A 26,523-nucleotide genomic window follows, 5' to 3' on the forward strand; every position below is an offset into this window, starting at 1 on the left:
AGGGGTGCCGTACATCGTGGTGTTTTTGAACAAAGTGGACATGGTCGACGACGCGGAGCTCTTGGACTTGGTGGAGATGGAGGTACGGGATCTGCTGAGCCAGTACGAGTTTCCTGGGGACGACACACCGATCATCCGGGGATCGGCGCTGTTGGCGCTGGAACAGATGCACAAGAACCCCAAGACCCAGCGAGGGGAGAACGAGTGGGTGGATCGGATCTGGGAGCTGCTGGATGCGATCGACTCGTACATACCCACGCCGCAGCGGGATGTGGATAAGCCGTTCTTGATGCCGGTGGAGGACGTGTTCACGATCACGGGACGTGGGACGGTGGCCACGGGACGGGTGGAACGTGGGAAGGTCAAGGTGGGCGACGAGGTAGAGATCGTAGGGCTTGGGGAGACCAAGAAGACGGTGGTGACCGGGGTGGAGATGCACCGCAAGACCCTGAGCGAGGGCTTGGCGGGGGACAACGTAGGTCTGCTGCTGCGGGGCGTAGGCCGGGAAGAGGTGGAGCGGGGTCAGGTACTGGCCAAGCCGGGGAGCGTGACACCGCACACCAAGTTCGAGGCGTCGGTGTACGTGCTGAAGCGGGAGGAAGGGGGGCGGCACACGGGCTTTTTCACCAACTACCGGCCGCAGTTCTACTTCCGCACGACGGACGTGACGGGGGTGGTGGAGTTGCCCAAGGGGGTGGAGATGGTGATGCCCGGGGACAACGTGACCTTCACCGTCGAGCTGATCAAGCCCATCGCCATGGAGGAGGGGCTGCGCTTCGCCATCCGGGAGGGTGGTCGCACCGTCGGTGCCGGGGTCGTCGCCAAGATCATCGAGTAAACTGAGTGCTTGCGGGTGAGCCCAGCCAGTTGCCGGGGCATGGCGTTGGCTGGGCAACCGCCCTGAGAAGTGCTCCGCGGGCATTCTCATCAGCCTGTGGGGCAAAGAAGGTGAGAGAAGATGGCTAGCGATGTAAGGATCAAGCTCCTGCTCGAGTGCACCGAGTGCAAGCGCCGTAACTACGCGACCGAGAAGAACCGGCGTAACACCACAGGCAAGCTCGAGCTCAAGAAGTTCTGTCCCTGGTGCAACAAGCACCTGCCGCACAAAGAAGTCAAGGTTTGAGGGGTCGGGAGGTTCTCGTGGCAGAACGTACCGATACCCCTCGCCGTCCTTTCTTTCAGCGGATCGTCAACTACTTCCGCGAGGCCCGTGCGGAGCTGGCCAGGGTGACTTGGCCTACCCGCGAGGAGATCATCCAATCTACCCAGGCCATCTTGCTCTTCGCGTTCTTCGCCATGGTCATCCTGGGCCTCTACGACCTGGTCTTCCGCTTCCTGACGGGGCTGATCAACCGATGAGCATCGAATGGTATGCGGTCCACACCTACGTGGGCTACGAAGACAAAGTCAAGCAGAACCTCGAGAAGCGGATCAAAGCCCTGAACATGCAGGACAAGATCTTTCAGGTGCTTATCCCGACGGAAGAGGTGGTGGAGCACCGCGAGGGCGGCAAGAAGGAAGTGGTCCGCCGCAAGCTCTACCCTGGCTACGTCTATGTCCAGGTCGACCTCGGGGATGAGGCTGGTGAAGTCAACGAAGCCTACGAAGTGGTGCGGGGTACCCCCGGAGTCACCGGATTCGTGGGTACAGCGACTCATCCGGTGCCGCTGAGCCCCGACGAGGTGCAGCACCTGCTGGAAGTCAGCGGGTTGGCTGGCAAGAAAGAGACCCCCAAACCTCAGGTTTCCTTCAAGGAAGGCGAGGTGGTGCGGGTCATCAGCGGACCCTTCGCCGACTTTACGGGAGTGGTCAGCGAGATCAACCCTGAGCGCAACAAGGTCAAGGTGCTGGTCTCCATCTTTGGGCGCGAGACCCCTGTGGAACTCGACTTTGCCCAGGTGGTTCGCTCCTAAGGAGCCCTTAGCCTCCGATCCCCAGCGCCTTCGTGGCGCAGGCGATAACACCTCGAATTTCGAGGGAGCCAAAGGAGAAACAAATGAAGAAGGTACAAGCAGTCGTCAAACTCCAGCTTCCCGCTGGAAAAGCAACCCCCGCACCGCCCGTAGGCCCTGCGCTGGGTCAACACGGCGCCAACATCATGGAGTTCGTCAAGGCCTTCAACGCGGCCTCGGCCAACATGGGCGATGCCATCGTACCGGTGGAGATCACCATCTACTCCGACCGTTCCTTCACCTTCATCACCAAGACCCCGCCCGCTTCCTACCTCATCCGCAAGGCTGCCGGCATCGAGAAAGGCAGCCAGAAGCCGGGTCGCGAGAAGGTGGGTAAGATCACTTGGGAGCAGTGCCTGGCCATTGCCAAGCAGAAGATGGCCGACATGAACGCCACTGACCTGGAGGCCGCCGCACACCAAATCGCCGGTTCAGCCCGCAGCATGGGCTTGGAAGTCGTGGGGGTGCCCAATGCCTAAGCACGGGAAGCGTTACCGCGCTTTGCTCGAGAAGGTGGACCTCAACAAGACCTACACCATCGAGGAAGCCGCCGCCCTGATTCCCCAGATCAAGTCAGCCCGCTTCGACGAAACCGTCGAGGTGCACATCAAGCTGGGGATTGATGCCAAGAAGTCCGACCAGAACGTCCGTTCCACCGTGGCTCTGCCCCACGGCACGGGCCGCAGCGTGCGGGTGCTCGCCATTGCCAAGGGCGAGAAGATCACGGAGGCCCGCGAGGCCGGGGCCGACATTGCCGCCGGCGAGGAGATCATCCAAGAGATCCTCGATGGCCGCTCCGACTTCGACGCCGTGGTCGCCACCCCCGATGTGATGGGTGCGGTGGGTTCCAAGCTGGGTCGCGTGCTCGGTCCTAAGGGTCTGCTGCCCAACCCCAAGGCCGGTACCGTGGGCTTTAACATCGGCGAGATGGTCAAGGCCATCAAGGCCGGCCGTATTGAGTTCCGCAACGACAAGACCGGCGTGGTTCACGGCCCCGTGGGCAAGGCCAGCTTCACTCCCAACCAGATCGCCGAGAACGTGCGGGCCTTCCTCAAGGCGGTGGAGGGCGTGAAGCCCGAAGGGGCCAAGGGTACCTACCTGCGCACCGTCTACATCACCACCACCATGGGCCCCAGCATTCGGGTCAACCCCAACAGCTAGAGTGGTTCCCACCAATACCGCCTACAGCGCCCCCTTGCTGTAGGCGCTAATTTACGTTGCACCGCGTGCGGCGATAAAGGCCTTACCGTCAAAGCCCTCTACAGCGGGGCTTTTTCAAAGTGCCAGTGGCCAGGAGGCCTCGAGGCTCAAGGGCTGACGAGCCCTAGCGCTCGAGCCCGCACCGGGACGGCTTATACCGGATTCAAAAAGATACTCATCAGCCACTCTGCGCCCGCTTGGTCTTGTGGGTGGGCTTGGCGCTCCAGGGGTCTTCGGGCCAGGGGTGCTTGTTGTAGCGGCCTCGCAACTCCTTGCGAACTTCGGGGTAGGTGGTGTTCCAGAAGCTGCGCAGGTCCTGCGTCACCTGGATGGGGCGCTGGGCGGGGGAGAGCAAGTGGAGCATCACGGGGGTGCGGCCCGCGTTGATGCGAGGGGTGTCGGCGAGGCCGAAGAGTTCCTGGAGCTTGACCGCCAGGACGGGGGGGCTGCCGTCGGGGGAGTAGGTGAGGCGCACCAGCGAACCGCTGGGCACCTCGAGCCGCGTGGGGGCCAGCTCGTCGAGCCGAGCGGGCAGGGGCCAGGGCAGCAGGCCGGTGAGGATGGAGGCCAGCTCGAGCCGGGCGAAGTCCTCGCGGCGCGAGACCCGGCCCAGCCAGGGGGCCAGCCAGTGCTCGAGGGTCTGAAGCAGGTGCTCATCGGAAACGTCGGGCCACTCCTCGCCGTTCCAGCGACGCAGGCTGAGCACGCGGGCTTGCCACTGGCGCAGCTGCTCGGTCCAGGGCAGCAGCCCCAGTCCTTCAGAGCGCACCACCTCCAGCAGGATTTCGACCCGCTTGCCTTCGGGGATCTCCCGCAAGGGCTCGCTGCTCAGCGTTACCTCGCCGATGCGGCGCTCGCGACGGGCGACCAGGGCTCCTGCCCGGTAATTCCACTCCACCACCCCAGTCTCGCGGGCGAAGGGCTCGAGGTCTTTGGGGTGTACGGGAGCGGCCAGGAAGATGCGGCCTTCGTCGCTCCCGGCGTCGAGGTGGGCCACGCTGAGCCACGCGGAGCCCAGCAGAGGGTCGCCCTCCTCCAGCCGCACCCCCCGGCCCGCGGAGAGGCGGTAGCGGTGGGGGTCGCCCTCGCGCTGGCGGGCCAGGCGGTCGGGGTAGGCCAGGGCCAGCAGCAGTCCGACGCTATGGGGGTCGGGGGGGGCGTCGTCGGCGGCGACGCCCAGCATCCGCCGCCACTGCTGGCTCAGGCGCTCGATGCGGGCGAGCAGGGCCGCCTCGGCGCGGTGGGGGCTCGAGCCCTTGCCCCGCCACTGCCGCAGGGCCTCGACCCGCAGGCTTAGGTCGGCCCCGGCGCCGCGGGGGAGGGGGTCGCGCTCCTCGAGCAGCGCGGCCACGTCGGCGGCGAGGGCCTCGAGGCCCAGGCGCTGCGACTCGAGCAGCAGGTGGGCCAGGCGGGGGTGGGTGGGCCACTCCAGCATCGCGCGGCCCCGCTCGGTGAGGCGGCCTTCCTCGAGCGCTCCCAGCGCCTCCAACAGGGCCCGAGCCTGCCGCAGGGCGCCGGGCGGGGGTGGCGTGACCCAGCCCAGGCCGGAGGTCTCCTGCACGCCCCAACCGGCCAGCTCGAGCAGCAGCGGGGCGAGGTCGGCCTCGAGGATCTCCGGCTTCCGCTGGGGTTGCAAGGTGGCGTGGGTGGCCTCGCTCCACAGCCGGTAGGCGACGCCCGGCCCCAGCCGCCCGGCCCGCCCGGCCCGCTGATCGGCGGAGTCTTGGGTGAGGCGCACGGTCTCGAGGCGGGTCAGGCCGCTCCTCGAGTCGAAGCGGGGGACCCTGGAGTAGCCCGAGTCCACCACCACCCGCACGCCCTCGATGGTCAGGCTGGTCTCGGCGATGGAGGTCGCCAGTACCACCTTGCGTCGCCCTGAGGGGTCGGGGAGCAGGGCCTGTTGCTGGGCCTCGAGCGATAGGTCGCCGTAAAGGGGCAGCACGCGCACTTCGGGGTGACGCTCCTCCAGCAGGCGCTGGGTACGACGGATCTCGGCGACGCCGGGCAGGAAGGCCAGCACGTCGCCCTCGTGGGCGGCGAGGGCTCTCGAGACCGCCCCCGCCACCGTGCCGGAGATCGGCCCCTCGGGGTCACGGGGGAGGTAGACGCGCTCGACGGGGTACTGCCGCCCCTGCGCCGTGACGACCGGGGCGAGGAGCAGGCGGCTCAGTCCATCGCCGTCGAGCGTGGCCGACATCAGCAGCACGCGCAGGTCCTCGCGCAGCGCGGCCTGCACCTCGCGGGTGAGCACCAGTCCCAGGTCGGCCTGTAGCGAGCGCTCGTGGAACTCGTCGAAGATCACCAGCCCCACGCCCTCGAGGGTGGGGTCGCGCTGCAACTGGCGGGTGAGGATGCCCTCGGTGAGTACCTCGAGGCGCGTCCTGTTGCTCACCCGGCTCTCGAAGCGCACCCGGTAGCCCACCGTCTGGCCCGGCTCCTCGCCCAGCAGGGAAGCCATGCGCTGGGCTACGCTGCGGGCGGCCAGGCGGCGGGGCTCGAGCATGAGGATCTTCTGTCTTGCTAGCCAGGGCTCTTGCAGGAGCTCGAGCGGCGCCACCGTGCTCTTGCCTGCGCCGGGAGGGGCCTGCAGCAGGACGGTGGTGTGCCGGGCGAGGGCTTCGCGGAGGGCTGGGAGGGCCTGGTAGATGGGAAGGTCGGTCATTCAGGCAAAAGTGCCCCGGTAGATGTCGGTGAAGCCAAGGGTCCCCTCGAGGCAAGGAAGCGGTACCTCGGCACTGCCGGTGAGGTCTTGCTGCTGCCAGCGGCCTTCCGTGTCGCGCCAGAAGTGACGTACGGTCATCGTCTCGCTGTCGACGATCAGGTAGGTTTGCAGGCTGGGGATGCTCTGGTAAGCCAGCACCTTTTCGCGCAGGTCCACACCGCGGGTGCTGGGGGAAAGTACCTCGACCAGGATGCAGGGTTCGGTTTCGTAATAGTCGTGGGGCGCCGGCTTGCCGCAAACTGCCATCACGTCGGGGTAGTAGAATGCCTTCTCGAAGTCGGAGGTTTTCGGGCTGCCGATGAGCAATTTCATCTCGGCCATGTGCACTCGGCAGGGCCGGCCCTCGGCCATTCGGCGCAGCGCTACGGCGATGTTGAGCGAGATCAGCGAGTGCTGCTGGCTGGCCCCCGCCGTGGCGTAGACCTGCCCCCCCACGTACTCGCGCTTGAAGGGGCTTTGCGCTTCGGTCTCGAGGTATTCCTCGACCGAAAGAGGCTTGAGTACCGGCCTGACCATGGCTTCAGTCTAGCGCAGGGTGGGGAGGGGGTAGGGGTCGGTCGTCGGCCTTCAGTGCTTCGTCGGGGGCCAGGGCGTACGACCCACGTTCGGCGCCCAGCCTTCAAACGTTATAGCTGCTGCTGCTGGTTTTCCCGCCCCGCCCGGTCCAGTTGCTGTGGAAGAACTGCCCGCGCGGCTTGTCGGTGCGCTCGTAGGTGTGGGCGCCGAAGTAGTCGCGCTGGGCCTGGACCAAGTTGGTGGGGAGGGTGGCGCTGCGGTAGCCGTCGAAGTAGGCCAGCGCGCTGCTGAAGGCCGGGGTCCAGACCCCGTGCAGCACGGCGGTCGCCACCACCTGTCGCCAGGCGGCCTGCGAGCTCTGGATGATCCGGGCGAAGTAGTCGTCGAGCAGCAGGTTTTGCAAGTGGGGGTTTTTGTCGTAGGCCCCCTTGATGTTCTCGAGGAAGCGCGCGCGGATGATGCAACCCTCGCGCCACATCAGGGCGATGGAGCCGTAATCGAGCTCCCAGCCGAACTCCTCCGCGGCCATGCGCATGAGCTGGTAGCCCTGGGCGTAGGAGCAGATTTTGGAGGCGTAGAGCGCTTGCCGCACCTGCTCGACGAAGGCCTGCCGGTCGCCGTGGAACTCGGCCTTGGGCCCCTCGAAGATCCTCGAGGCGGCTACCCGCTCGTCCTTGAGGGCACTGAGGCAGCGGGCGAACACCGCCTCGGCGATGGTGCTGCTGGGGCTGCCGATGTCGAGCGCGGTAACGCTGGTCCACTTGCCCGTGCCCTTCTGGCCGGCGGCGTCGAGGATCACGTCCACCAGGTCTTTGCCGGTCTCCTGGTCCTTCTTGGTGAGGATGTCGGCGGTGATCTCGATGAGGTAGCTGTCGAGCTCGCCTTCGTTCCACCGGGCGAAGATCTCGGCGATCTCGGCGTTGGAGAAGCCCAGCACCGCGCGCAGCAGGCTGTAGGCTTCGGCGATCATCTGCATGTCGCCGTACTCGATGCCGTTGTGCACCATCTTGACGAAGTGGCCTGCCCCGTCCGGTCCCACCCAGTCGCAGCAAGGGGAGCCATCGGCCACCTTGGCCGCGATGGCCTGGAAGATGGGCTTGACGTGCTCCCAGGCCGCCGGATTGCCCCCCGGCATGATCGAGGGGCCGTGCAGCGCACCCTCTTCCCCCCCCGAGACCCCGGCGCCCACGAAGAGCAGGCCCCGCTCGGCCAGGTAGCGGGTGCGGCGGTTGGTGTCGGCGTAGTGGCTGTTGCCCCCGTCGATGACGATGTCGCCGGGCTCCAAGAGGGGCAGCAATTGCTCGATGGTGGCGTCCACGGCGCTGCCCGCTTTGATCATGAGCATGACCTTACGCGGGCGCTCGAGCATCCCCACGAACTCCTCCAGCGAGTATGCGCCCAGGATGCTCTTCCCCGCGGCTCGGCCTTCGACGAACTCCCGCACCTTCTGGGTGGTGCGGTTGTACGCGGCCACGGTGAAGCCCTTGGACGCCATGTTGAGGATGAGGTTTTCCCCCATCACCGCCAGACCGATCACGCCGATATTTGCTTGCATGTTCACTCCCTCGAAGTGTCCTCTGGCTTCCCGGTACACCGGGCCAGCGAAGGATTGGGTTGGGGGCGGGTTCGAAGACAGGGCGACGGACCCCGGCGAACCCCCCGCTAGCATAGCAGCCCCTCGAGGGGTCCTAGCCCTTGCTCGCAACCTCGTCTAAAGTAACCCAATGCGACTGACCATCGAAAAACTGATTCCCGGCGGCTTGGGCTTGGCCCGCACGCCCGAGGGGGTGGCCCTGGTGCGGGGCGGGTTGCCGGGGGAGGTGGTGGAAGCATCCCTCGAGCGGCGCAAGAACCACTGGGAAGGAGAGGTGAAGGAGGTGCTCGAGCCCCACCCCCAGCGGGAAGGAGGCCCCTGGCCCCCTTCGGTAGACCTTCCCCTGGCCTATGAAGCCCAGCTACCCATCAAGGCCGCTTTCGTGCAGGAGGCACTCGAGCGCATCGCCAAGCTGGAGGCGGGGCTCGAGCCCATCCAGCCCTCGCCCCGGCCCCTGGGCTACCGGGCGGCGGCGCAGTACGCGGTGATGCCGGGTGGGGGGCTGGCCTACCGCTTGCCGGGGACCCACAACCTGCTGCTGCTCGAGCACGACCCCCTGCTGGCCCCACCGTTGGCGCGGGCCTTCGAGCAGGTTAAGCCGCTGCAGTTGGCCTGCCTCGAGCTCGCCCTGCGCGGCAGCCTGCGCGGGGGTAAGGTGCTGCTGGGGTTCATCGGGGGTGACCCCAAGCGCCTGCAGTCGGTGGCCCGTGAGCTGCTGGGCTCGAGTCCGGACATCGTGGGCGTGGTCTGGGCTGAGGACCACCCCGCAGGGCGCTTCCGCGGGCGGGTGCAGGCCCTCGCGGGGGCGGGAACGCTTTTGGAGGACTTCGGGGGCGTGCTCTGTAGCGTCAGCGTGCAGAGCTTTGCCCAGGTGAATCCCGAGGCGGCGGGGCAGATGTACCTCGAGGCCGCCCGGCTCGCGGGTAAAGGGGAAAGAGCCGTAGAACTCTACGCTGGAAGCGGGGTGCTGAGCTTTCACCTAGCGCAGGGTTTTGGGGAGGTGCTGGCGGTGGAGATCAGCAAGGACGCGGTGAGGCGGGGGGAAGCCGACAAGGCCCGGCTGGGAACTGCCAACCTGCGCTTCCACCGGGGCGATGCCAGCGAACTTGCCAAGCTGGGGGCCGCCGACCTCGTCGCTGTGGACCCCCCCAGGGCCGGACTCTCGCCCCAGACCCTGCAGGCACTGCTCGAGACCCGCCCTGCCCGCCTGCTCTATATCTCCTGCGACCCTGCCACCTGGGCGCGGGACGTGGGGCGCCTGGTGCGGGGGGGCTACCGGCTCCGCTTCGCACGCCCCTACGACTTTTACCCCTATACCCACCACGTCGAGGTGCTGAGCTTGCTGACGCTGGCGTGACCGGCTATTCTTAGCCTTACGCCTATGGAAATCGAAGCCATGATCACCCTGCGCCTGGAACTACCCGACGATACCGACCTCGACGACCTTACCCTCGAGCTCGACGAAGAAGGCCGCATCCAGTTCATGGCGGCTGGCGAGGTTGTAGCCGACGGCGCCTCCATCATCGATTACAGCCTCGACGACGTGGAAGAGGTCGAAGAGGATGAATATGACGATTACGACGATGAAGACGAGGAGCAGTAAGCTTGATCGAGCTTGAGGGCCTCGCGTCCAAGACTCAGGGGTGCTCCCTCTCCGCCGGTGGGGAGGGGTAAGCGTGAGTCACCAACCCGCGAGGCGCCCTGGCTATCGACTACCGGCCATCTGCTCGGTGACTTCTGCGCGTGCCATTAAAGCTTATCCTTGCCCTCCGGGGCCATAGCCTCCAGTTTTTCCGCTTTCTTGGGTCTGGCCCCAACATAGCGGGTTGCCGTCCAGATCAGCACTGCGGCGAAGACCATGCGTAGCCAGAACTCGGGTAGGTGATTGGCGATGAGGCTGCTCACGAAGGCTCCGATTAGAATTCCCGCGATCAGGCCCGGCAGTGTCGGCTGGTCTACGTTGCCGTAGCGGTAGTGGGTGATTGAACCCACGATGGCCGAGGGAACCATCGCCAGCAGCGAGGTGCCCTGTGCGGTGTGCTGCTCGAGGCCCACCAGCAAGACCATGATGGGCACGATGATGGTTCCTCCCCCAACCCCCATCAGCCCCGAGGCGAAGCCCGCCGCCATTCCCGTCAACACCAGCGGGATCACCCGTACCCAGCCCTGCAAGGGTTCCTCGACGTGGGGGATGTAGGGCTTGAGGATCAGACTGAGGGCGATCACCACCAGATACCAGCCGAATACCCGCTTGAGCCTCCACTCCGGCAGGGCGTTGGCGTAGCGAGCCCCCAGGTTGGCCGTGATCATCGCGGTGGGAAAGATCAACAGCGCGGCTAGCCAGTCCACCGAGCCCTGAGTGGCGTAGGTGAGGGCTCCGGTGAGGCCGGTGAAGACCACCATAACCAAGCTGGTGGCGACGGCTTTGTGCTGACTTAGCTTGAGAAAGCTGACCATCAGGGGTACGGCGATGACCCCGCCGCCCAGGCCCACCAGCCCGCCAAAGGCCCCGCTCGCCAGCCCGATCCATAGACTCGAGAGTTTCACAACAGGGTTATACCATGAGATTTTGAATCCAAAAATTCGCTTGGACTAAGGCGCCATCGGGGTGTTCGCCAGCGTGGGGTACTGACCTATCGCGTTCCGACATTTGCGCCGCACCGCGTGAGGGGCTCTATAGCCATCTCTCGAGCCACCTGAGCCAATTGCTCCCCAGCACCCCCTCGCGGGCTTCTGCTGGCACCAGGTCGCCGATTTTAGCGAGATCGCCTGGCTGATCCAGGCCTTCGGGGTTTTCGTTCATGCCGAAGCCGCCGTCGAAATCCGAGCCCAGGCCCACCCTGTCCCAGCCGATGAGACCAGCGACGTGGTAGAGGTGCTTCTGCACGGTGTGCAGGCTTAGCCGCTGCATGCCCCGGCTCCAGGTGTGCTCGAGGAAGAAGTTGAACAGCACTACCCCCACCATCCCATCCCGCTCCCCGATGGCTGAGATCATCGCGTCGGAGAGGTGGCGGTTGGCGAAGGGAGTGTCGGCGCCGCCCAGCAGGCTGCGGGGGTTGGCGTGGGTGGCGCAGACGGGGCCGTGGAAAACCTCTAAGCTCTCCCAGAAGGCCTGCTCGTCCATGTGGGCGAAGTCCAGCGCCAGCCCGGTCTCGTCCAGGGCGTGCAGCAACTCGACTCCAAGGGGGGTGAGACCGCCGGGCTCACGGGTGCCGCCACAGTAGCGCGTGCGGTTCCAGGCCGGGCCCACGAGTCGCACGCCTTCGGTCTTCCAGAAGCCCACCTCGCCGGGCTCGCGGATGCACTCCCCGCCCTCGATGAGGATCAGCAGCCCCGGGACGCGGTCGGTGGGCCAGCGCTGCTGGTGGGAGCGCAGATCGTCGGTATTGCGGATGATCCGCACCAGGCCCGCATCCTCCCAACGCCGGTAAACCTCGAGCTGAGCGCGGGCTGCCGCATGAGCCGCCTCAGGATCGGTGTGCTTCTTGGGGTCTGCCCACAGCGTGGCGAAGCACAGCCCTACACCGCCCTCGCGCAGGGCAGGGAGCGTCACTACGGGGATGTCCTTATGACCGTCGCGCTCACGCAATTCGGCCAGGGGTAGCGTCAGGTCGCGGCCAAGGTCCAAGACGTTGTGGGCGAGATCGAGGTGGGCATCGACGATCATGATCTAAATCTAAAGGATAAGCCCTTGCTGCAGGCCGATTGCTCAGCGCGTATGGCTCCCTTCCGGCTCGAGGCACTCGAGCCGCAGGGCCTCGGGGTACTTTTGCACCACGCGGTCGAAGGCGGCAACCACTGCCGGATCGAACTGGCTGCCCGCGCCGGAGCGCACTTCGGCCAGGGCCTGCTCAATGCTCCAGGCTTCTTTGTAGGGGCGGGGTGAGACCAAAGCGTCGAACACGTCGCACACCGCGAAGATGCGGGCCGCCAGGGGGATGTCCTGACCCTTCAGGCCCGAGGGGTAGCCGGTGCCGTCCCAGCGCTCGTGGTGATGCAGCACCACCAGCCGTGCGGTCTCGGGCAGGAAGGGCAGGTGGCGGGTGAGGCGGTAGCCCAGCGTGGTGTGGGACTGCATGACCTGCCGCTGCTCGCTGTCGAGCCCGGTGGGCTTGGCGAGGATGCTGTCGGGCACGGTCAGCTTGCCCAGGTCGTGCAGATAGGCTCCCCAGCGCAACTCGCGCAGCTCGCTGGGGTCCAGCCCCAATTCCTGGCCCAGCAGTTCGGCCAGCCGGGCCACCCGGTCGGTGTGCCCGGCGGTCTCGAGGTCGCGGGCCTCGAGGGCCACCCCGATGGCCCGCAGCGCGCCCTCGTAGGCAGCTTCGCGCTCCTCGCGCTCGCGTCGGGCCGCTAGCAGCGCGGTGATCTGCAGGGCGTAATTGCGGGCCGCCCGGATAGAGCGCTCGTCGAGGGCTTGCTCGTTGCTGAAGTTATCGAGGTTGATGAAGCCCTGGACCTCGCCTGCTAGCACCACCGGCAGGCACAGGCTACAGCGGATTTCCTTCAGGCGTCCCCATTGCTCGAACAGCCTGGCCGAGGCCACGTCCATGAACTGATCCTGAAATCCCACTGCCTGGCGCAGGAAATCCTGCTTGGCGATGCGGGGTTCGCCGGCGAGCCAGGCGTGGGGTTGGGGGTGCCAATAGCGGTGGATGGGCATCATTACCTTAGCGCCCAGCAGGCGGTCGTCGTAGCCCATCTGGGCCACGAGCCTGTAGGCCTTGCCCTCGCGCACGAAGATACTGCCACCTTCGGCCCCTGGCACCATCTCCACTGCGCAGCGCAGCAATTCGCTCCAGGCTTGGTCGCTCGAGCCCACCGCCAACGCGGTTACGGTGTGCAGCAGGCCCCGACTCTCGCGTAACTGACGCTCGAGGTGGGCGCTCTTGCGGCTGCGCTCGAGCGCGGTGGCCGCCACGTTGGCGATCAGCCCCAGCAGCCGTTCCTCGAACGGGGTATAGTTGGCAGGCAGGTCGCGGGCGGAGTGCAGCACACCCAGGGGCTCACCGTTGACATCGAACATGGGGGCGGTGAGCTGGGCGTGAGGGGGGGAGGGGGGGCCGGGGTTGAAGTTGCGGGGGTCGCGGGGGGCGTTCTCCACCCGCAGTACCCGCTTGTGCTCGAGGCTAGCCCAGCTCAGGCCCATGCCCCTAGGGACGCGCACGTGGGCGTGGCGCTCGAATAGTCCCAGCCATCCGGCGCTCTCGAGCCAGTCGCTTTCGGGGTCATACAGCAGCACGTGGACGTGGGGAGAGCTCATCAAGCGCGATATCTCCTGTACCAGCAGGGCCATGATCTCTTCTTGGCGGCTGGCACGGTTGAGGGTCTGGGTCAGGCCCTCGATGATCTCGAACTCGCGCAGCCGGGCCTCGAGCGCGCTGCGCTGGTTTTGGGCGGCCAGCAGGGTGGTGGCTTGCAGGGCATAAAGCCGGATGGCCTCGAGTGACTCCGAGGTGAAGGCGTCTTCCCGCGAACGGTTGTCGAGCTGGATGTAAGCGGCTACCTCGTGGCCGATGGGCAGGGGCAGGAAGAGGCTGGCGCGGATGCTCTGCAGGTGCTCGTGGTGCAGCGCGGCCTTGGCCGCGCGGGTGTTGGGCTGCTCGAGGGCTGCGCCCATGAGCTTCTTGAGCGTGACCCCATTGGCGATGCGGGGTTCGCCGCGTCGACAGGCTTCCTCGTTGCCGTGCCAGGCGATGATGCTGGCTTCGCTGAAGTTTAACCCCAGGGCTTGTGGCGGGTAATTGTGGACGGCGATGACCCGATAGCAGTGCTCGTGTCGGGCGATGATTGCCCCGCCCTCGGCGCCTGGGACCACCTCCACGGCAGAACGCAGCAAGGAGGGCCAGAGTTCTTTCTCGCGTTGCCCGGCCAGCGCCTGTAGGGTTTTCAAGAGGGCAGTGTAAGCACTGGCGCTACTCATCGTAGGGGAGTATAAGCCCAGCTTCGCCCCTGCTTGGTGCCTTTAAGCCACCGACCATCGACCTCGTGCTAGATTGGCCTCATGCGCCTGCGTGCCCTGATCCTCGCAGCCTTGCTGGCGCTGGGCACGGGCCTTACCCACCCCGCCGGCGATCTGCTGCAAGAAGCCCTGAGGCTGCTCGAGACCCACTACTTCGGCTACGCCCAGCCCGATTTCAAGGTCCTGGGGGAGCGCTATGGGCGCGAGCTCGAGCGGCTGTGTGCCTCGAACCTCGAGTGCGGCTTCGAGGTTGGGCGCAGCGTGGTCGCACGGCTGGTGCGCGACATCGGCGATGGGCACACCTATTTCCTCAGCCCCGAGCGTTACAAGCAGAGCCTCGATCGCTTCGCGGGCCGGGTTGACCCTACGCCCATCTACGGCATCAGCATGGTCGGCTTCTTCGATGGGCGTGTTCTGATTGGCGACGTGAGGCCCCAGAGCGCTGCCGACGTGGCGGGGGTCAGGCCCTTCGATCGGGTCGTGGCGGTGGGTGGCGAGAGCCTGAAGAGCCTCGAGGACTTCCGCAACCGCATCAACACCGATCAGCCGGTGCGCCTGAGCCTGCTGCGCGGGGTCCAGGGTGCCGAGCAGCGCTTGGAACTGACCTTGCGCCGCCAGCCCTACAGCTTACCGGTACTGCCCCTTCTCTACGCTCCCAGCGATGCGCCCCAGGGGGTCTTCGTGCTGCGCATCCCCGATTTCGCCGCCTACAAGCAGGTAGGGCCCAGGGTTCACGCCCTGGTGCGCGAGGCTGAGGGCAAGGGGGCCAAGGCCATCGTGGTCGACCTGCGGGGCAACTCCGGCGGCGAGGAGACCGAATGCGAGAGCGCACCCGGCGCCTTTGTGGATGCTTTCAGCTTCGAGATGCGCAGCAAGACCGCCACGGTGCCCTTCGGCTACGCCGACGGCGCGGTGCTGGGCAACGATCCCAAGGACCCCAACCCCCCCTACCGCCTCGAGCAGCCCGCCCGCTTCGGCGGCAAGGTCGCGGTGCTCATCGACGGCTCCACCGCTTCGTGTGGCGAGATCATGGCCTACGTGCTCAAGGAGTTCGGCCAGGTGCCCCTCATCGGCCAGCGCACCGCAGGGGTGATGAACACCGCCACCGAGTTCTGGCCTCTCCCCGACGGCTCCGCCATCGCCATCACCTACGTACGCACCCTCAAAGCCGGCGGTGAGCCGCTCCCTGAGTTCGTCACCCCCGACGTCGAGATGCCCTACGAGCCCGAGGTCATCGCCCGCACCGGGCGCGACCCTATGCTGGAGAAGGCGCTCGAGGTGCTGGGGGTGAAGTAAGCCCAAAGGGCATTAAGCTAAAGGGCATGAGCAAGTCTCTGGCCCTGATCGCCCATGACGGCAAGAAGGCCGACATGGTTTCCTTCGCCAAGGACCATCGCGAACTCCTCTCGCGCTACAAGCTCATCGCCACCGGAACCACTGGCAGGCTACTCAGGCAGAAGGCGGGGCTCGAGGTCGAAGCCCTGCTCTCGGGGCCGATGGGCGGTGACCAGCAGATCGGAGGGCGGGTGGCCGAGGGAAAGGTGGCCGCCGTGATCTTCCTGCGCGACCCCTTGGCCGCCCAGCCCCACGAGCCCGATGTGCAGGCCCTCATGCGCGTTTGCGACGTGCATAACGTGCCCTTAGCCAGCAACCTGGCCGCCGCCGAGGCCATCCTGGCCTGGCTACAGAGCGATCTTTCGCGCGATGATCTCGAGCCCGAAAGTGTCTGAATACCGGATGTCAGGTAAGTTGAGTGCTATAGTGTTAGGTATGACACCCCTCGAGTGGATCCAACACATGCTGGAAGCTAACCGCGAAGCTTTGCGGCAGATGCCTTTCCCTCCCGGCATGGCCGAGTATGTGCAAGAGCTGGTGCAGTCCGGCCAGACCGAGCAGATCATCAACCTGATGAAGCTGGGCTTCCTCATCGGCCTTCAGCAGGGTGCAGCCCAGGTTCAAGCCGGTGAAGCCCTAATCCAGCGCTCTGCGATTCAAGCATGAGTCGAAGGCCAAACGCTGAACGCCGGTAAATGTCCCCTCCCCGCGTGCAGGGGCGGTACAATCACCTCCGTGTTGGTGATCCCTGCGGTAGATATCCAACAAGGCCGCGCCGTGCGGCTGTTTGAAGGTAAGCCCGAGCTCGAGACCGTCTACTTCGAAGACCCCCTGGAGGCTGCCCTGCACTGGCAGGCCCAGGGGGCCAGATTATTGCACCTCGTAGACCTTGATGCGGCCACGGGACGCGGGGAGAACCGCGCAGCGATCCGCCGCATCGCCGAGCGGCTGGGGGTGCCCTTCGAGGTGGGGGGTGGGGTGCGGAGCTTAGGGGCGGCCCAGGAGCTGCTCGAGCTGGGCGCGGAGCGGGTGGTGGTGGGCACGGTGGCGGTCAAGCAGCCTGAGGTGTTTATGGCGATGCTCGAGGCTTTAGGCCCTGAGCGGGTGGTAGTCAGCCTGGATGCACGGGGACTGGAGGTGGTGGTGTCGGGCTGGGCCGAGGGCACCGCACAGGACGTGCGCGAGCTGGCCCGCCGGATGCACCAGTCGGGCGTGCGGGCCCTCATCTACACCGACGTGCGCCGCGACGGTACCTTGCAGGGGCTCGACCTCGAGACCATTGCCAGGGTGCGCGAGGCCTGGCCCGCTTTTCTCATTGCCGGGGGTGGAATCGCCTCCGACGCCGACCTCGAGGGCCTGCAGCGCCTAGGGGTAGAGGGGGCCATCACCGGCAAAGCCCTTTACGAGGGTCGGATTGACCTGAGCCGGTGGGTATGAGAAAGGCCTTCCTTCCCGTCCCCCGGCCTTTTGCTTTTGGCGTTAGACATCCCAAAACTTTTGTCAAGCCCTAGCGAACGCAAACTGCCCAAGCCGCACGCGCTAAGCGATGAGCAACAGCAACAATCGCCAGCTTCTTGGGCTTGCCCGAACCCACAAGACGACGATAGAAAGCAGCCTGCGCGGTGTCGGTGCGGGTCGCACTGACGGCAGCAAGGTAATAGGACGAGCGCAGCGCAGGCGGCCCGATACGCGAGATGCGGGCCACAGTGTCCAGCTCACCCGACTGATAAACGCGCGGAGTAAGCCCCGTGTAAGCCGCGTAGGCCCTCGCCGAGCGGAAGCGGCGGAAGTCCCCCGAGTAGGCCAGCAACTTGAGGGCCAGGGTTGGGCCAACCCCCGGCAAGGTTTGCAGGGAGGTGAGCCAGGAAGCGCCCACTGGGTACGCCTCGACCACCGCACGCGCCTCGGAATAGAGCGATTCACGGTAATCCTGAAGGACTTGCGGCACCGCCTGGGCGAGGCCGTGGACACGTGGATGGGCGTAGGCCCAGGCGTGCAGGCGGTTGAGGCTAGCAGTGCGCTGGGTGGTCAGGCCCTCGGCGAAGCGCACCAGGAGAGAGGCCAGATACAGGGCCTCAGGCAACGGCTCATAGGGGGTGAGATCAGCCCGATATTGAGCCAGGAAGCGGGCAAGTAGGCGAGCGTCAGCCTTATCGGTCTTGTTGCGGGTGAGGAGCGATCTGGCGTAAGAGCGCACCTGCAAAGGGTTGACCACGTAGACCGCGAACCCGGCTCGGTGCAGGGCATAGGCCAGGGGGCGGTAATAGACCCCGGTAGCCTCCATAACCACCGACGAGCTGGAGGGTAAGCGGGCAATCAGGGCGGCTATGCCCTCGGGGGTGTTGGGCCACTGGGAGAGATCATCGCCCACGGCCACATCTAGGCGAGAGCGGGAGATGTCAACGCCAACGTTCATAGAGAGAGCGCGGGAGCCCTACGGCACCCTTACACGCGACCACGAAGGCCAACATCCCAAACGCCGATTAGTGGGCTAGGGCCACGCTAACGCACGACCACGAAGGCCAAGACTATCCACGGCCACACCCGCGCCCGACATAGGTTAGCGCCTGTAGCCCCTAGGGCGCAACTTGGGCTGATAGGGGCAGGGGCTGGGATAGCGGCACACCCGCCGCCCCTCACGCAGAGCAGCCACCTCAAGAGTATTCAGAGGCTCACGACAACGGGCGCAGCGGACGCGGGTATCAGGTTGCCGGGAGCGCCCAGGGCCACTCAGAGAGCGCAGCATCCAGGCCGTCCAGCCGATCACCAGTAGGAGCAGGAGCAGAGCTAGAAGGTTCACGGAGCGATTCTAGCCGCTCACGGAGCAGCTCATGCGGTCGTTTGCCCTCACGATATGCAGTAGCCAGATCAGCAATGGACAGCGACGGGAGGCCGTCAGACGGAGCAGCGCGGCCCCCGCGCACCTTCGATGCATCCCAGGCCAGCCCCATACGATCGACAACAGCCCGGCGCTTGGGATCTAACTCTCGCTGCAAACGCACAATGGGAGGCTCGAAAATCGCGTGCGTGTCGTAGCAGGAAGCCGCCAGCGGGTCGAGCGCGACGATATCGTTACGGGCTACGCCTTCCCAAATGCCATGACTAGTACGCTGCATCATGCCGATGGACTCATCCATGATTGCCGTATAGCGGAGGAGTCGGCGACCACGAGTCCAGGGGAACGTGAGCAGTCGCAGCCAGAACGGAGCCGGACGTGCCCAGTAAACGAACGCCACGAGATCACGGACGATAGCGTCCACCGAGCCGTAGCGTTGCGTGGCCAACAGGACGTCGACGCCAGCCTTGCGGTGCTGGCTCCAGAATGCGATGACCTCAACTGGGATCAAATCAAACTGTCGCGACGGCAGCCACATATGCGCCTCATCGAACAGGAGGAGGCCGTCATAAACGTTCAGCAGCTCATCATAGCCGCGTATCTCCCCGATGGAGTCGGCAGCCAGGACCGCCTCACGATGTCCGAATCTGGCCCTGAGGCGGAGCCAGTGATAGACGTTCTCCCGAACAAACGCAAAATTCGCGTAGAGACGACGACCCCGGACCAGAGCGCGCAGGCCCCGGTGGACGAGCATGTAACTTTTGCCCGAGCCCGGAATGCCAACGTATGCCTCAATCATCTGCCCCCCCGTATAAACGTGATCACGCGCCAGAGGGACATGACGGAGTAGAAAGCCCCCCACACTCCAGCCATAGTAAGAGCCTCAGAGATAGGCAGTATTTGATTGGCGGCCCCAGCAACCCCAAGAACATAACTCAGGCCGGAGGGCGGAGACGGCATGGCAGGCAACATCCCCACAAGAATATTAAGCAGGCCCACAACAATGTGTAGCAGCCCGGACACGAGCCAGAGAGCCGCTGCTACCAGCCACTCTAAGATTTGTCCCAGCCAGCCAACGACCCACGCGCCCACAGCAGCGAGAGCATCGGCAAACCAACGAACGATGTTAGCGACGGCTTGAACCACTGCACCCATTCCACTCACCTCCAAAAGCAAGAGGATGATTTATCTAAACCCCCGCCCCCTTCCCCATAGAGGGGAGGCGGGGCCCCACCCTACGCGCAAGGCGGCCTACGGCCCCCTTCGGGCTAACGGCCTTGCGCTTCGGGCACCCCGCCAGGAGCAAACAGCAGGGGGGGCGGGGAGAAATGGCAGGGAGAAACGAGCTCATTGCTGCACATCCAACGACCGCCTGACGAGACGGAAGCCCAGCGAAACAGATAGCAGAACTAGCAGCACAGGCCGAAGATAGGTCGCGGCAGCCTGCCAGATGGGATTATCACAATAGTTAATCGGGACAGACGTAATGCCCGGCAGAGACAGCGATATAGGCGGACAGCCGCTGGCAGAAAACGACGGAGACGGCAGCCAGCTAATAATCCCAAACGGAAATTTGGAAAGGGCCTGATCTCGGAGGTTGGCGAGATCAGACGCCATCTGCTCCAGCGGAGCGTCCCACACGGCAGGGTCGAGGGCTGGAGTAGACAGCTGCGGGAGCGACGGCACTGCTGGATTAGCGGGCACGTCAGGCTGCGGCTCTGGCTGGCACTGGTTGAGCGGATCAGATGGGCACGGGTCAGCGGAATCAGGAATGCCGTCCTGATCGGCGTCAGGCTGAGGCTGAGGCTCAGGGTGGCTGGCAGGGTCGGCGGGGTCAGTCCCGGCTATCCGCTCTTCTTCATTCGTGTAACCGTCCCCGTCAGCATCGCCATTCGGGTCAGGCACGCTGTTAGGGTTGGATGGGTCAGTGCTGAGCTTGTCCTCCATCCAGTCAGGCCAGCGGTCGCGGTCTGAATCGCACCAGCCGCAACGATACGGGTCGTCCCACCACTGATTGGGATTGGGAGCCGGGTCTAGGGATATTCCCGGAGCGGGGTTAGCGTAATCAGCAGGATTTGCCAGCCGCTTATCCAGCCAAGCGGGGATGACAGTATCGCGCAGGGCCTGAGCAGCGGCAGGATGGCCTGCCAGCCAATCTGAGAGGGACGGACGCCCGGAGGTCCAGCGGATGTAGAGAGGAGCAGGGGAGTATGCCCCGCCGCCAGGTTGAGCCTGATATTGCCTGCCCTCGCCAGACGTCCACTGATAGCCCTGAGGAGGGGGGAATCGATTGTCGTACTGGAGCATTGCAGCAGTGGGATTTGGGCTAGAGCAGGAGCCCCCGGAATACTTCCAGTAGCTATTGGTGTTGGGCTGTTTGAAACGGTATTCCTGTGTGTTAAAGTAGGTGTCGCACCAAGTCAAGTCAATGTACGCATCCCACGAGCCGAAGGGAATTTTGTCGCCCCAGCGGTACCAAGCATCCAGGTCAGGCTGCACTTGGGCCTGGATGGATTTGTAGAAATAGTCCAACGCAGCATATACCGCGACCGAGCCGAGAAAAATTCCACCGGCCCAGCGAACGCGCGAGCCCCACGAGGCCGCCTTCTGGAATTGGCTATCCGACCACGCGATTATCTCCTGAAGGGTCATTCCCTGAACGGCGGCCTTAATTCCGTTAGCGGCAGGGGATGACTGAGCAAATGAAACAGTAGGGGCAGCTACAGCCGCCCCTACGAGCAGGTATAGCAGCCCCCGGGTCATGTTAGCCCTTGAGGAACTTCTTGGCGTAGCGCCAAGCGGCAGAAATGCCGATAGTCAGCGCCAGAACGCCCGCCCCAGCCGCAACGATAGAAGTTATGTAGCTATTGACGCTGCTGGCAACGGTGCCAGGGTCGAAGCCCCCCGAAGTTTCCGCAAGAGCGAGGGACGCGCCAAGAGAGAAAAGAGCCAAAAGCCGCAGACGATTGAACATAAACACCTCCATTGCTCACAGGATTCCCCTGTTAGAGCCGACGCAAAACAGAGCGCAGCGCGCCCGCAACGAGCCCCGCCGCGAGCCCCCACCAAAACGCAGCGGCAACTTCAGCCATCAGAATCTCCTGTAGAGATTCCCAGCATATCGATATGCGGCCAAAAGGACGTAGGGAGCAGAGACAGCGGCCAGCACCCAAAGAAACCAATCCTGTGGATCCATCAGAAATCCCCCAGAATGGCCCCGGCAATGAGCCCAAGAGCAAACGCGAGGATCTTCAGAATCTCCAGATCAAGCATTGGCCTTTTCCTTGACAGGAGCGACGGCGGCCAAAAATCTAGCAGCGGTGACGAACTGCCGCGCAATGTTTTTCTCCCGGAAACCATCCCTAACGCGCAGATCGATCTGAAGATCGTAGAGCCCTGGAAAAACGTTCATACCAGCTACCACGTCAGGGTCAGCGTCCAACTCCAGCGCATTTAGTCCGCGATAATCCGAGCTAGACGGGGTAGTTGCCACGACGATGCCAGCAAAACGCCTGCCATCCTTAGAAAGCCTGCTAGAAGCCCCTAGAACCATCAACGTCATAATCTCCTCCATGCAAACGGCTTAGCCGTAGTTGCCTACGTAGAAGCGACTCCCCCATAGCGCCCCAGAGCAGAGAGATAGCGAGCGCTGAACTCGTCGGTAGAGAGCGCCGCGATACGCGAGGGATCCAGCCCGAGCAAATAACGAACACGTCTCAGCCACGCCAGCAGCAGCGCCGGAGCTGGAGCCGAGTGGTACAGCCCCAGAGATGCCGCGGCAGAAATTACGCAGCCGACCGCTTGCGTGAGCAAACGAGCCGCGTCAGCCAGTGGCGCACGCACTGAACGGGACACAGAGCCCGCAGAGCCGGCATCAAACGCAGCGATCACGTGAAGCCACAACGGATCAAGCCCGCGATTGCGCACAGCTGCGTCGCCATGCGACTCACGCAGAGTCAGCCACTCACGCGAGAGATAGGCCCAGAGCGAGCCCAGCGCGCCGCGGAGGATGTCCCAGTCACGCAGATCACGGCCAACGCCAATATCCATTGTCGCAAGGGCGTCAGCCCGCACCTGATACTCAACGCGGATAACGTGCCCCTCGGGATTGCCGTAAGACTCCAGCAGGAGCTTAGCGCCATAGTCAGTACGAGCCTGGAGACTTTTGGAGTACACGCGAGCCAAGAGGTCACCTGCCCCGAACCGGAAACCAGACCAGGACGGCCCCCGATAGTGAATTTCTACGGGATGGACTTCATAGGCGGGTGTCTCGTGCATAGCGGCCCCCGTGTTACCCATAAGGGGGCCGCCCTGGGGCGCTTGCGCGCCCGCAGGGCTGGACCAGATGGAGCGGGAGCGAGCGCGGCTAACGAAGCGGCCCAGATCATCCAGACCTAGCGGAGCAGGCGCCAGGATGTCAGCAAAGAGGTCGACGCGCGACACCTGGACCCGCTCGGGCTGAGCGCCGACCAGCGCCGACAACTCCTGGACAATCATGGCAACAACAGCGTCTACATCACGGGCAGCAGCCATCATGTAGCGACCCGAAATTTCGACATAGGCTTGCACCTGTCCGGTACGCCGGACAGTGGGGCGCGGATGAGCAAGAGAAACAGACAGCATCCCCCCCTGGAACATCAGACGCCAGCGGAATTTGCGGCCGGGCTGAACCTCGCAAACCTGATAATCGCCGCGAGAGGCATCCCCCAGTGGATTCCACAGAGGCAGATACTCGTTAATTCCGAGAAAACGGCCCTCCCCATGCTCGCGAAAATTGGACAGAGCAGCGTCGAGAGCGGCCTGAAACGATGCTGGGAGATCGTAGGAGTCCCCCCAGGAGAGCCAGAAGACAAAGGTGTCAACGCCGTAGCCGAGTAGAGACATCTTAGGAGATGTGTAAGACTATCCCCATGATCGTCCTCAACTGGCTGGCCTTCCTCATCGCCCTGGCCGTCGCGGTGGTGAGCTGGGGGCTATACACCTACCAGCCCGAGCTGTTGCTGGGTACGCCCTGGGGGCCGGTGCACGTGGGGATCCTGCTGGCGGGTTCTTTTGCTCTGGGGGTGCTGGTGATGGCTTTGTACGCCCTGGCCTGGTGGATAGGACTGCGCCGCACCCTGGGCCGCCAGGGGCGCGAGCTGCGCCAGGCGCGCAACGAGCTCGAGGCCCTCAAGCGCCCACAGGCTCAGGAAGCCCCCGCGGCCCCCAGCCCTGACCAGCAGCCTTGAAGGCGGCAGAACCCGAAGAGCTCCTTGCCATGATCTGGAAGTTTCGCCCCTGGCCCATACGCTCCGAGCTCGAGCCCCTGCTGAAGCTGGGCATTCCGCCCTTGGCGGCGGCCATCTGCTACAACCGGGGCTTTCGCACCCCCCAAGACCTCGATCCTCCCCTCACCTTGCTACCCTTGCGGGGCCTGGAGGAAGCTGCCAGGCGCGTGCTGCAGGCCCTCGAGCGCGGCGAGCGCATCCGTATCCACGGCGACTACGACGCCGACGGCCTCACCGGTACGGCGGTACTGTTGCTGGGGCTGGGTAGACTGGGGGCCGACATCCACGCCTTCGTGCCCCACCGGCTCGAGGAGGGCTACGGCGTGCTGATGGACCGCATCCCCGAACACATCGAAGCCTGCGACCTGTTTATCACCGTAGATTGCGGTATTTCCAACCATGCCGAGCTGCGCGAGCTCACCGAGAACGGGGTCTCGGTGCTGGTCACCGACCACCACAGCCCGGGGCAGGTCCACCCTCCGGGCATCCTCGTCCACCCCATGCTCACCCCGGAACTCGAGGGCCAGCCCCACCCCACCGGTTCGGGTGTGGCCTTCTTGTTGCTGTGGAAGATCTACGAGATGCTGGGCAAGCCCGCTCCCATCGAGTATGCCGACCTGGCCTGCATCGGCACCATCGCCGACGTGGCCCCCTTGCGGGGCTTCAACCGGGCGCTGGTGCGGCGGGGCCTCGAGCAGCTTCGTCACAGCCAGCACCCGGGGCTGGCCGCCCTGGCTGCTGAGCACTGCAAGAGCTACAGCGCCAGCGAGGTGGCTTTCCGCATCGCTCCCCGCATCAACGCCGCCAGTCGCTTAGGGCAGGCCGAGCTGGCCCTGGAATTGCTCACTACCCGTGATCCCCTGCAAGCCCGGCCCCTCGCAGATGCCCTCTCCCTGCTCAACGCCCGACGCCAGCGCATCGAGGAGGAGATGCTGCAGCGTATCTGGCCCACCCTCGACCCCGATGCCCCTGCGCTGGTCATCGAAGACGCCAGCGGCCATCCCGGCGTGATGGGCATCGTGGCCAGCCGGGTGCTCGAGGCCTTCTACAAGCCGGTGTTCATCATCGCCGGGGGCAAGGGTAGCGTGCGCAGCACCCCCGGCATCAGCGCGGTCGGGGCGCTGCGCTTTGCCGCTTCCCACCTCGAGCGCTACGGCGGTCACGCCCAGGCCGCCGGATTTGCCATCGCCGAAGGGCACATCCCGGCCTTCCGCGAGGCCATCTATGCCTACGCCTCCCAGTTTCCTCCGCCCCAGCCACTGATCGAGCTCGACGGGGTGTTGGAGGGGGAAGACCTGGAGGCTCTCTACGCCGCTTTGCAGCTGCTCGAGCCCTACGGTGAGGGTAACCCTGAGCCGTTGTTCTTGTTCAGCGGCAAGCCCGAGAGCGTGCGCACCATGGGCGAGGGCGGCAAGCACCTGTCGTTTCGCCTGGGCGGTTTGCGGGTGGTCAAGTGGAAGGACAACGGCGAACGTCTGCCCACCGGAGAGATCGAACTTGCCGCCAGCCTGACCCACAACGACTGGAACGGAGAGCGTAGCCTCGAGCTGCGCGCCGTGGCCTACCGCGAGGCGGGACAGGCTCGAAGCTGGATTCGGCCCCGGCCCTTCAGGCTCGCCCTCCAGGAAGTGTTGCAAAGCAAAGCCCCCGTTTTTGTCGGCGCAGAGGGGGCTTGGTGGTTTGTCGATCGGGGTGTTCCGGTGGTGAGTGCCGCGCAGGCTGTCTACTGGTTTGCCCTGCCCGCAGAGCCTGTGCGGATGGAGGTGGACGATCCCCTATCGGGACAGCCTATGGCTGTGCACCAACAGGACGATCCCCTATCGGGACAGCCTATGGCTGTGCACCAACAGGACGATCCCCTTCGGGACGGAGCGAGCTCCGTGCACCAGGGGGTTCGCTTAGCCCTAAGCGAGAAAGCCTTGGAGGCCCTGCGTCGGGAGGCCCAGGCTTACGGCCTGGAGGGATTGGCTAAAAATCTGATTTTTGCTTACCAGTATGGCCACCCCCAATTGCTCGCCGATGCCCTGGAAGCGTGGTGGGATCTTACAAAACCGCTGACTTGCACTTCGTAAGTTGGTGAACCTGAATATAAGCCATTTTGTGGAACTTGACCCATGGCTGGCCCGCACACCCTATACCTATAATTAAGCCCAATATTTCTCTATCGATGGTTGCTCCTGAGAACCCTAGTTCAGCCGGATAACTCGACGGAGGTGCTGTGTATGCGTGTATCGATTGGAATTGCCCGGATCGCTTCAACTTTGCTCGGGCCGACCGGCATTGGAAAGACCGCCCTGGGACGCTGGATGTGGCGCATTTACAACGCGTTTTTGCCTAAGGGCGAGACCTGGGTGAGGGTGCACGGCCAGAGGATGTGGCTCAACCTCGACGACCGCACCCAACTCAGCATCGCCGTAGGGACGCACGAGAAGGAGGCATTCGAGCTGTTTTGTGCCATGATCAGGCCCGGCCAGACTGTGGTGGACGTTGGGGCCAACGTGGGCTTCTACACCCTGGCAGCAGCGCGGGCGGTGGGGCCACGGGGCCGGGTGATCGCCTTTGAGCCTGAGCCCAACAACTGTGAGCGCATTCGGCGCAACCTCGAGGCCAACGGCCATCGCAACGTGACGCTATGCCAGATGGCGGTGAGCGACCGCTCAGGGCGGGCCGAGCTTTTCCTGGGCAGCGATTGCGGCATCCACTCGCTGTTGCGGGAGCGGGCTTCGGGGGAGGCCCTCGAGGTGGAGATGGTTTCGCTCGACGATTATTTTGAGCGCCACGACCTGACCCCCGACCTGATCAAGATCGACGCCGAGGGTGTGGAGCTCCAGGTGCTACACGGCATGCAGCGCACCCTGGCCCGGCATCCCAACGTAGCCGTGATCTGCGAAATCTACGACCCCAACCCGCAGACCGTGCGCCGCAAGAAGGCCGAGGCGGCGGCTTTGCTCGAGGCCTACGGTCTGCGCGTCAATGAGGCCGTGGTTTATGAAGCCAGTACCCTGATCTATGCCAGCAAGCAGCCTTCCCCCTCCGTGCAACCAAGGGCGAAGCTCGGGGACTCCGCCTTGGTTGCGCTGCTCGAGCCCTGGTGGGAGAGCACCGCTTACATCTTGCTCCCGCTCTGATCCGCTTTGAGTTG

The 26,523-nt window shown here is 64.7% G+C and carries 27 protein-coding genes; 15 read left to right on the plus strand and 12 right to left on the minus strand.

Going from position 1 to position 26,523, the window contains the following annotated elements:
• The 6 genes from B047_RS0115610 to rplA all read left to right on the plus strand — a co-directional run.
• A partial coding sequence (locus B047_RS0115610) for an elongation factor Tu (RefSeq protein WP_018466911.1) occupies nucleotides 1-838 on the plus strand: 838 nt, incomplete at its 5' end.
• Between the two features lie 120 nt (nucleotides 839-958).
• A complete protein-coding gene (gene rpmG, locus B047_RS0115615; protein WP_018467911.1) occupies nucleotides 959-1,123 on the plus strand; it encodes a 50S ribosomal protein L33 in 165 nt (54 codons plus the stop codon).
• Nucleotides 1,124-1,140: 17 nt separating this feature from the next.
• Entirely contained in the window at nucleotides 1,141-1,359 is a 219-nt protein-coding gene (gene secE / locus B047_RS0115620) for a preprotein translocase subunit SecE (RefSeq protein ID WP_018467912.1), read from the plus strand.
• Complete coding sequence (gene nusG / locus B047_RS0115625; RefSeq protein WP_018467913.1) at nucleotides 1,356-1,913, plus strand: transcription termination/antitermination protein NusG; 558 nt, start codon at nucleotides 1,356-1,358, stop codon at nucleotides 1,911-1,913. Before secE ends, nusG begins: the two co-directional genes overlap by 4 nt.
• Nucleotides 1,914-1,996: 83 nt before the next feature.
• Complete coding sequence (rplK, locus tag B047_RS0115630) at nucleotides 1,997-2,431, plus strand: 50S ribosomal protein L11 (protein WP_018467914.1); 435 nt, start codon at nucleotides 1,997-1,999, stop codon at nucleotides 2,429-2,431.
• A complete protein-coding gene (gene rplA / locus B047_RS0115635) occupies nucleotides 2,424-3,113 on the plus strand; it encodes a 50S ribosomal protein L1 (RefSeq protein WP_018467915.1) in 690 nt (229 codons plus the stop codon). The genes rplK and rplA overlap by 8 nt, the downstream gene beginning before the upstream one ends.
• A gap of 217 nt (nucleotides 3,114-3,330) precedes the next feature.
• Here rplA and hrpB read toward each other — a convergent pair whose 3' ends face one another.
• The 3 genes from hrpB to gnd all read right to left on the minus strand — a co-directional run bounded on the left by hrpB (nucleotide 3,331) and on the right by gnd (nucleotide 7,945).
• Nucleotides 3,331-5,814, minus strand: coding sequence for an ATP-dependent helicase HrpB (hrpB, locus tag B047_RS0115640; protein ID WP_018467916.1), 2,484 nt, complete (start codon nucleotides 5,812-5,814; stop codon nucleotides 3,331-3,333).
• Nucleotides 5,815-6,390, minus strand: coding sequence for a Uma2 family endonuclease (locus B047_RS0115645; RefSeq protein ID WP_018467917.1), 576 nt, complete (start codon nucleotides 6,388-6,390; stop codon nucleotides 5,815-5,817). It lies immediately after the preceding gene.
• Between the two features lie 103 nt (nucleotides 6,391-6,493).
• Nucleotides 6,494-7,945, minus strand: coding sequence for a decarboxylating NADP(+)-dependent phosphogluconate dehydrogenase (gnd, locus tag B047_RS0115650; RefSeq protein ID WP_040780100.1), 1,452 nt, complete (start codon nucleotides 7,943-7,945; stop codon nucleotides 6,494-6,496).
• Between the two features lie 169 nt (nucleotides 7,946-8,114).
• Between gnd and B047_RS0115655 the strand changes: the two genes are divergently transcribed.
• Nucleotides 8,115-9,341: a class I SAM-dependent RNA methyltransferase gene (locus tag B047_RS0115655; protein ID WP_018467919.1), complete on the plus strand. Its 1,227-nt coding sequence runs from the start codon at nucleotides 8,115-8,117 to the stop codon at nucleotides 9,339-9,341.
• A gap of 24 nt (nucleotides 9,342-9,365) precedes the next feature.
• On the plus strand, nucleotides 9,366-9,587 hold the full coding sequence (locus B047_RS0115660; RefSeq protein WP_018467920.1) for a hypothetical protein: 222 nt from the start codon (nucleotides 9,366-9,368) through the stop codon (nucleotides 9,585-9,587).
• A 146-nt stretch (nucleotides 9,588-9,733) separates the two neighbouring features.
• On the opposite strand, the gene B047_RS0115665 is transcribed toward B047_RS0115660, so the two are convergent.
• The 3 genes from B047_RS0115665 to B047_RS17360 form a co-directional block, all read right to left on the minus strand.
• Nucleotides 9,734-10,531, minus strand: a complete 798-nt coding sequence (locus B047_RS0115665) for a sulfite exporter TauE/SafE family protein (RefSeq protein WP_018467921.1) — start codon at nucleotides 10,529-10,531, stop codon at nucleotides 9,734-9,736.
• A 127-nt stretch (nucleotides 10,532-10,658) separates the two neighbouring features.
• On the minus strand, nucleotides 10,659-11,651 hold the full coding sequence (locus B047_RS0115670; RefSeq protein WP_018467922.1) for a dipeptidase: 993 nt from the start codon (nucleotides 11,649-11,651) through the stop codon (nucleotides 10,659-10,661).
• A 42-nt stretch (nucleotides 11,652-11,693) separates the two neighbouring features.
• On the minus strand, nucleotides 11,694-13,904 hold the full coding sequence (locus B047_RS17360; RefSeq protein ID WP_018467923.1) for an HD domain-containing phosphohydrolase: 2,211 nt from the start codon (nucleotides 13,902-13,904) through the stop codon (nucleotides 11,694-11,696).
• 81 nt (nucleotides 13,905-13,985) lie between these two features.
• On the opposite strand from B047_RS17360, the gene B047_RS0115680 reads away from it, so the two are divergent.
• From B047_RS0115680 to hisA, 4 genes are all read left to right on the plus strand, one after another.
• A complete protein-coding gene (locus B047_RS0115680; RefSeq protein WP_018467924.1) occupies nucleotides 13,986-15,239 on the plus strand; it encodes a S41 family peptidase in 1,254 nt (417 codons plus the stop codon).
• Between the two features lie 26 nt (nucleotides 15,240-15,265).
• Nucleotides 15,266-15,673, plus strand: a complete 408-nt coding sequence (gene mgsA / locus B047_RS0115685) for a methylglyoxal synthase (RefSeq protein WP_018467925.1) — start codon at nucleotides 15,266-15,268, stop codon at nucleotides 15,671-15,673.
• A gap of 40 nt (nucleotides 15,674-15,713) precedes the next feature.
• Nucleotides 15,714-15,944: a hypothetical protein gene (locus tag B047_RS0115690; protein WP_018467926.1), complete on the plus strand. Its 231-nt coding sequence runs from the start codon at nucleotides 15,714-15,716 to the stop codon at nucleotides 15,942-15,944.
• A 69-nt stretch (nucleotides 15,945-16,013) separates the two neighbouring features.
• Nucleotides 16,014-16,715, plus strand: a complete 702-nt coding sequence (gene hisA, locus B047_RS0115695) for a 1-(5-phosphoribosyl)-5-[(5-phosphoribosylamino)methylideneamino]imidazole-4-carboxamide isomerase (RefSeq protein ID WP_018467927.1) — start codon at nucleotides 16,014-16,016, stop codon at nucleotides 16,713-16,715.
• A 70-nt stretch (nucleotides 16,716-16,785) separates the two neighbouring features.
• Here hisA and B047_RS0115700 read toward each other — a convergent pair whose 3' ends face one another.
• The 6 genes from B047_RS0115700 to B047_RS0115725 all read right to left on the minus strand — a co-directional run bounded on the left by B047_RS0115700 (nucleotide 16,786) and on the right by B047_RS0115725 (nucleotide 22,998).
• Complete coding sequence (locus B047_RS0115700; protein WP_018467928.1) at nucleotides 16,786-17,694, minus strand: IS110 family RNA-guided transposase; 909 nt, start codon at nucleotides 17,692-17,694, stop codon at nucleotides 16,786-16,788.
• A gap of 286 nt (nucleotides 17,695-17,980) precedes the next feature.
• A complete protein-coding gene (locus B047_RS0115705; protein ID WP_018467929.1) occupies nucleotides 17,981-18,913 on the minus strand; it encodes a zonular occludens toxin domain-containing protein in 933 nt (310 codons plus the stop codon).
• Nucleotides 18,914-19,461: 548 nt separating this feature from the next.
• Entirely contained in the window at nucleotides 19,462-20,766 is a 1,305-nt protein-coding gene (locus B047_RS18060) for a thrombospondin type 3 repeat-containing protein (RefSeq protein ID WP_157205970.1), read from the minus strand.
• 112 nt (nucleotides 20,767-20,878) lie between these two features.
• A complete protein-coding gene (locus B047_RS0115715; protein WP_157205971.1) occupies nucleotides 20,879-21,088 on the minus strand; it encodes a major capsid protein in 210 nt (69 codons plus the stop codon).
• 291 nt (nucleotides 21,089-21,379) lie between these two features.
• Complete coding sequence (locus B047_RS0115720) at nucleotides 21,380-21,676, minus strand: hypothetical protein (protein WP_157205972.1); 297 nt, start codon at nucleotides 21,674-21,676, stop codon at nucleotides 21,380-21,382.
• 35 nt (nucleotides 21,677-21,711) lie between these two features.
• Entirely contained in the window at nucleotides 21,712-22,998 is a 1,287-nt protein-coding gene (locus tag B047_RS0115725; RefSeq protein ID WP_018467933.1) for a hypothetical protein, read from the minus strand.
• 8 nt (nucleotides 22,999-23,006) lie between these two features.
• On the opposite strand from B047_RS0115725, the gene B047_RS0115730 reads away from it, so the two are divergent.
• From B047_RS0115730 to B047_RS17365, 3 genes are all read left to right on the plus strand, one after another.
• Nucleotides 23,007-23,342 carry a LapA family protein gene (locus B047_RS0115730; RefSeq protein ID WP_245533759.1) on the plus strand — a complete coding sequence of 112 codons (336 nt, stop codon included), beginning with the start codon at nucleotides 23,007-23,009 and terminating at the stop codon, nucleotides 23,340-23,342.
• A gap of 29 nt (nucleotides 23,343-23,371) precedes the next feature.
• Nucleotides 23,372-25,453, plus strand: coding sequence for a single-stranded-DNA-specific exonuclease RecJ (locus B047_RS0115735; RefSeq protein WP_018467935.1), 2,082 nt, complete (start codon nucleotides 23,372-23,374; stop codon nucleotides 25,451-25,453).
• A gap of 150 nt (nucleotides 25,454-25,603) precedes the next feature.
• Nucleotides 25,604-26,509, plus strand: coding sequence for an FkbM family methyltransferase (locus B047_RS17365; RefSeq protein ID WP_084785028.1), 906 nt, complete (start codon nucleotides 25,604-25,606; stop codon nucleotides 26,507-26,509).
• Nucleotides 26,510-26,523 lie beyond the last annotated feature (14 nt).

This window comes from Calidithermus timidus DSM 17022 (assembly GCF_000373205.1).
GTDB classification, from domain to species: domain Bacteria; phylum Deinococcota; class Deinococci; order Deinococcales; family Thermaceae; genus Calidithermus; species Calidithermus timidus.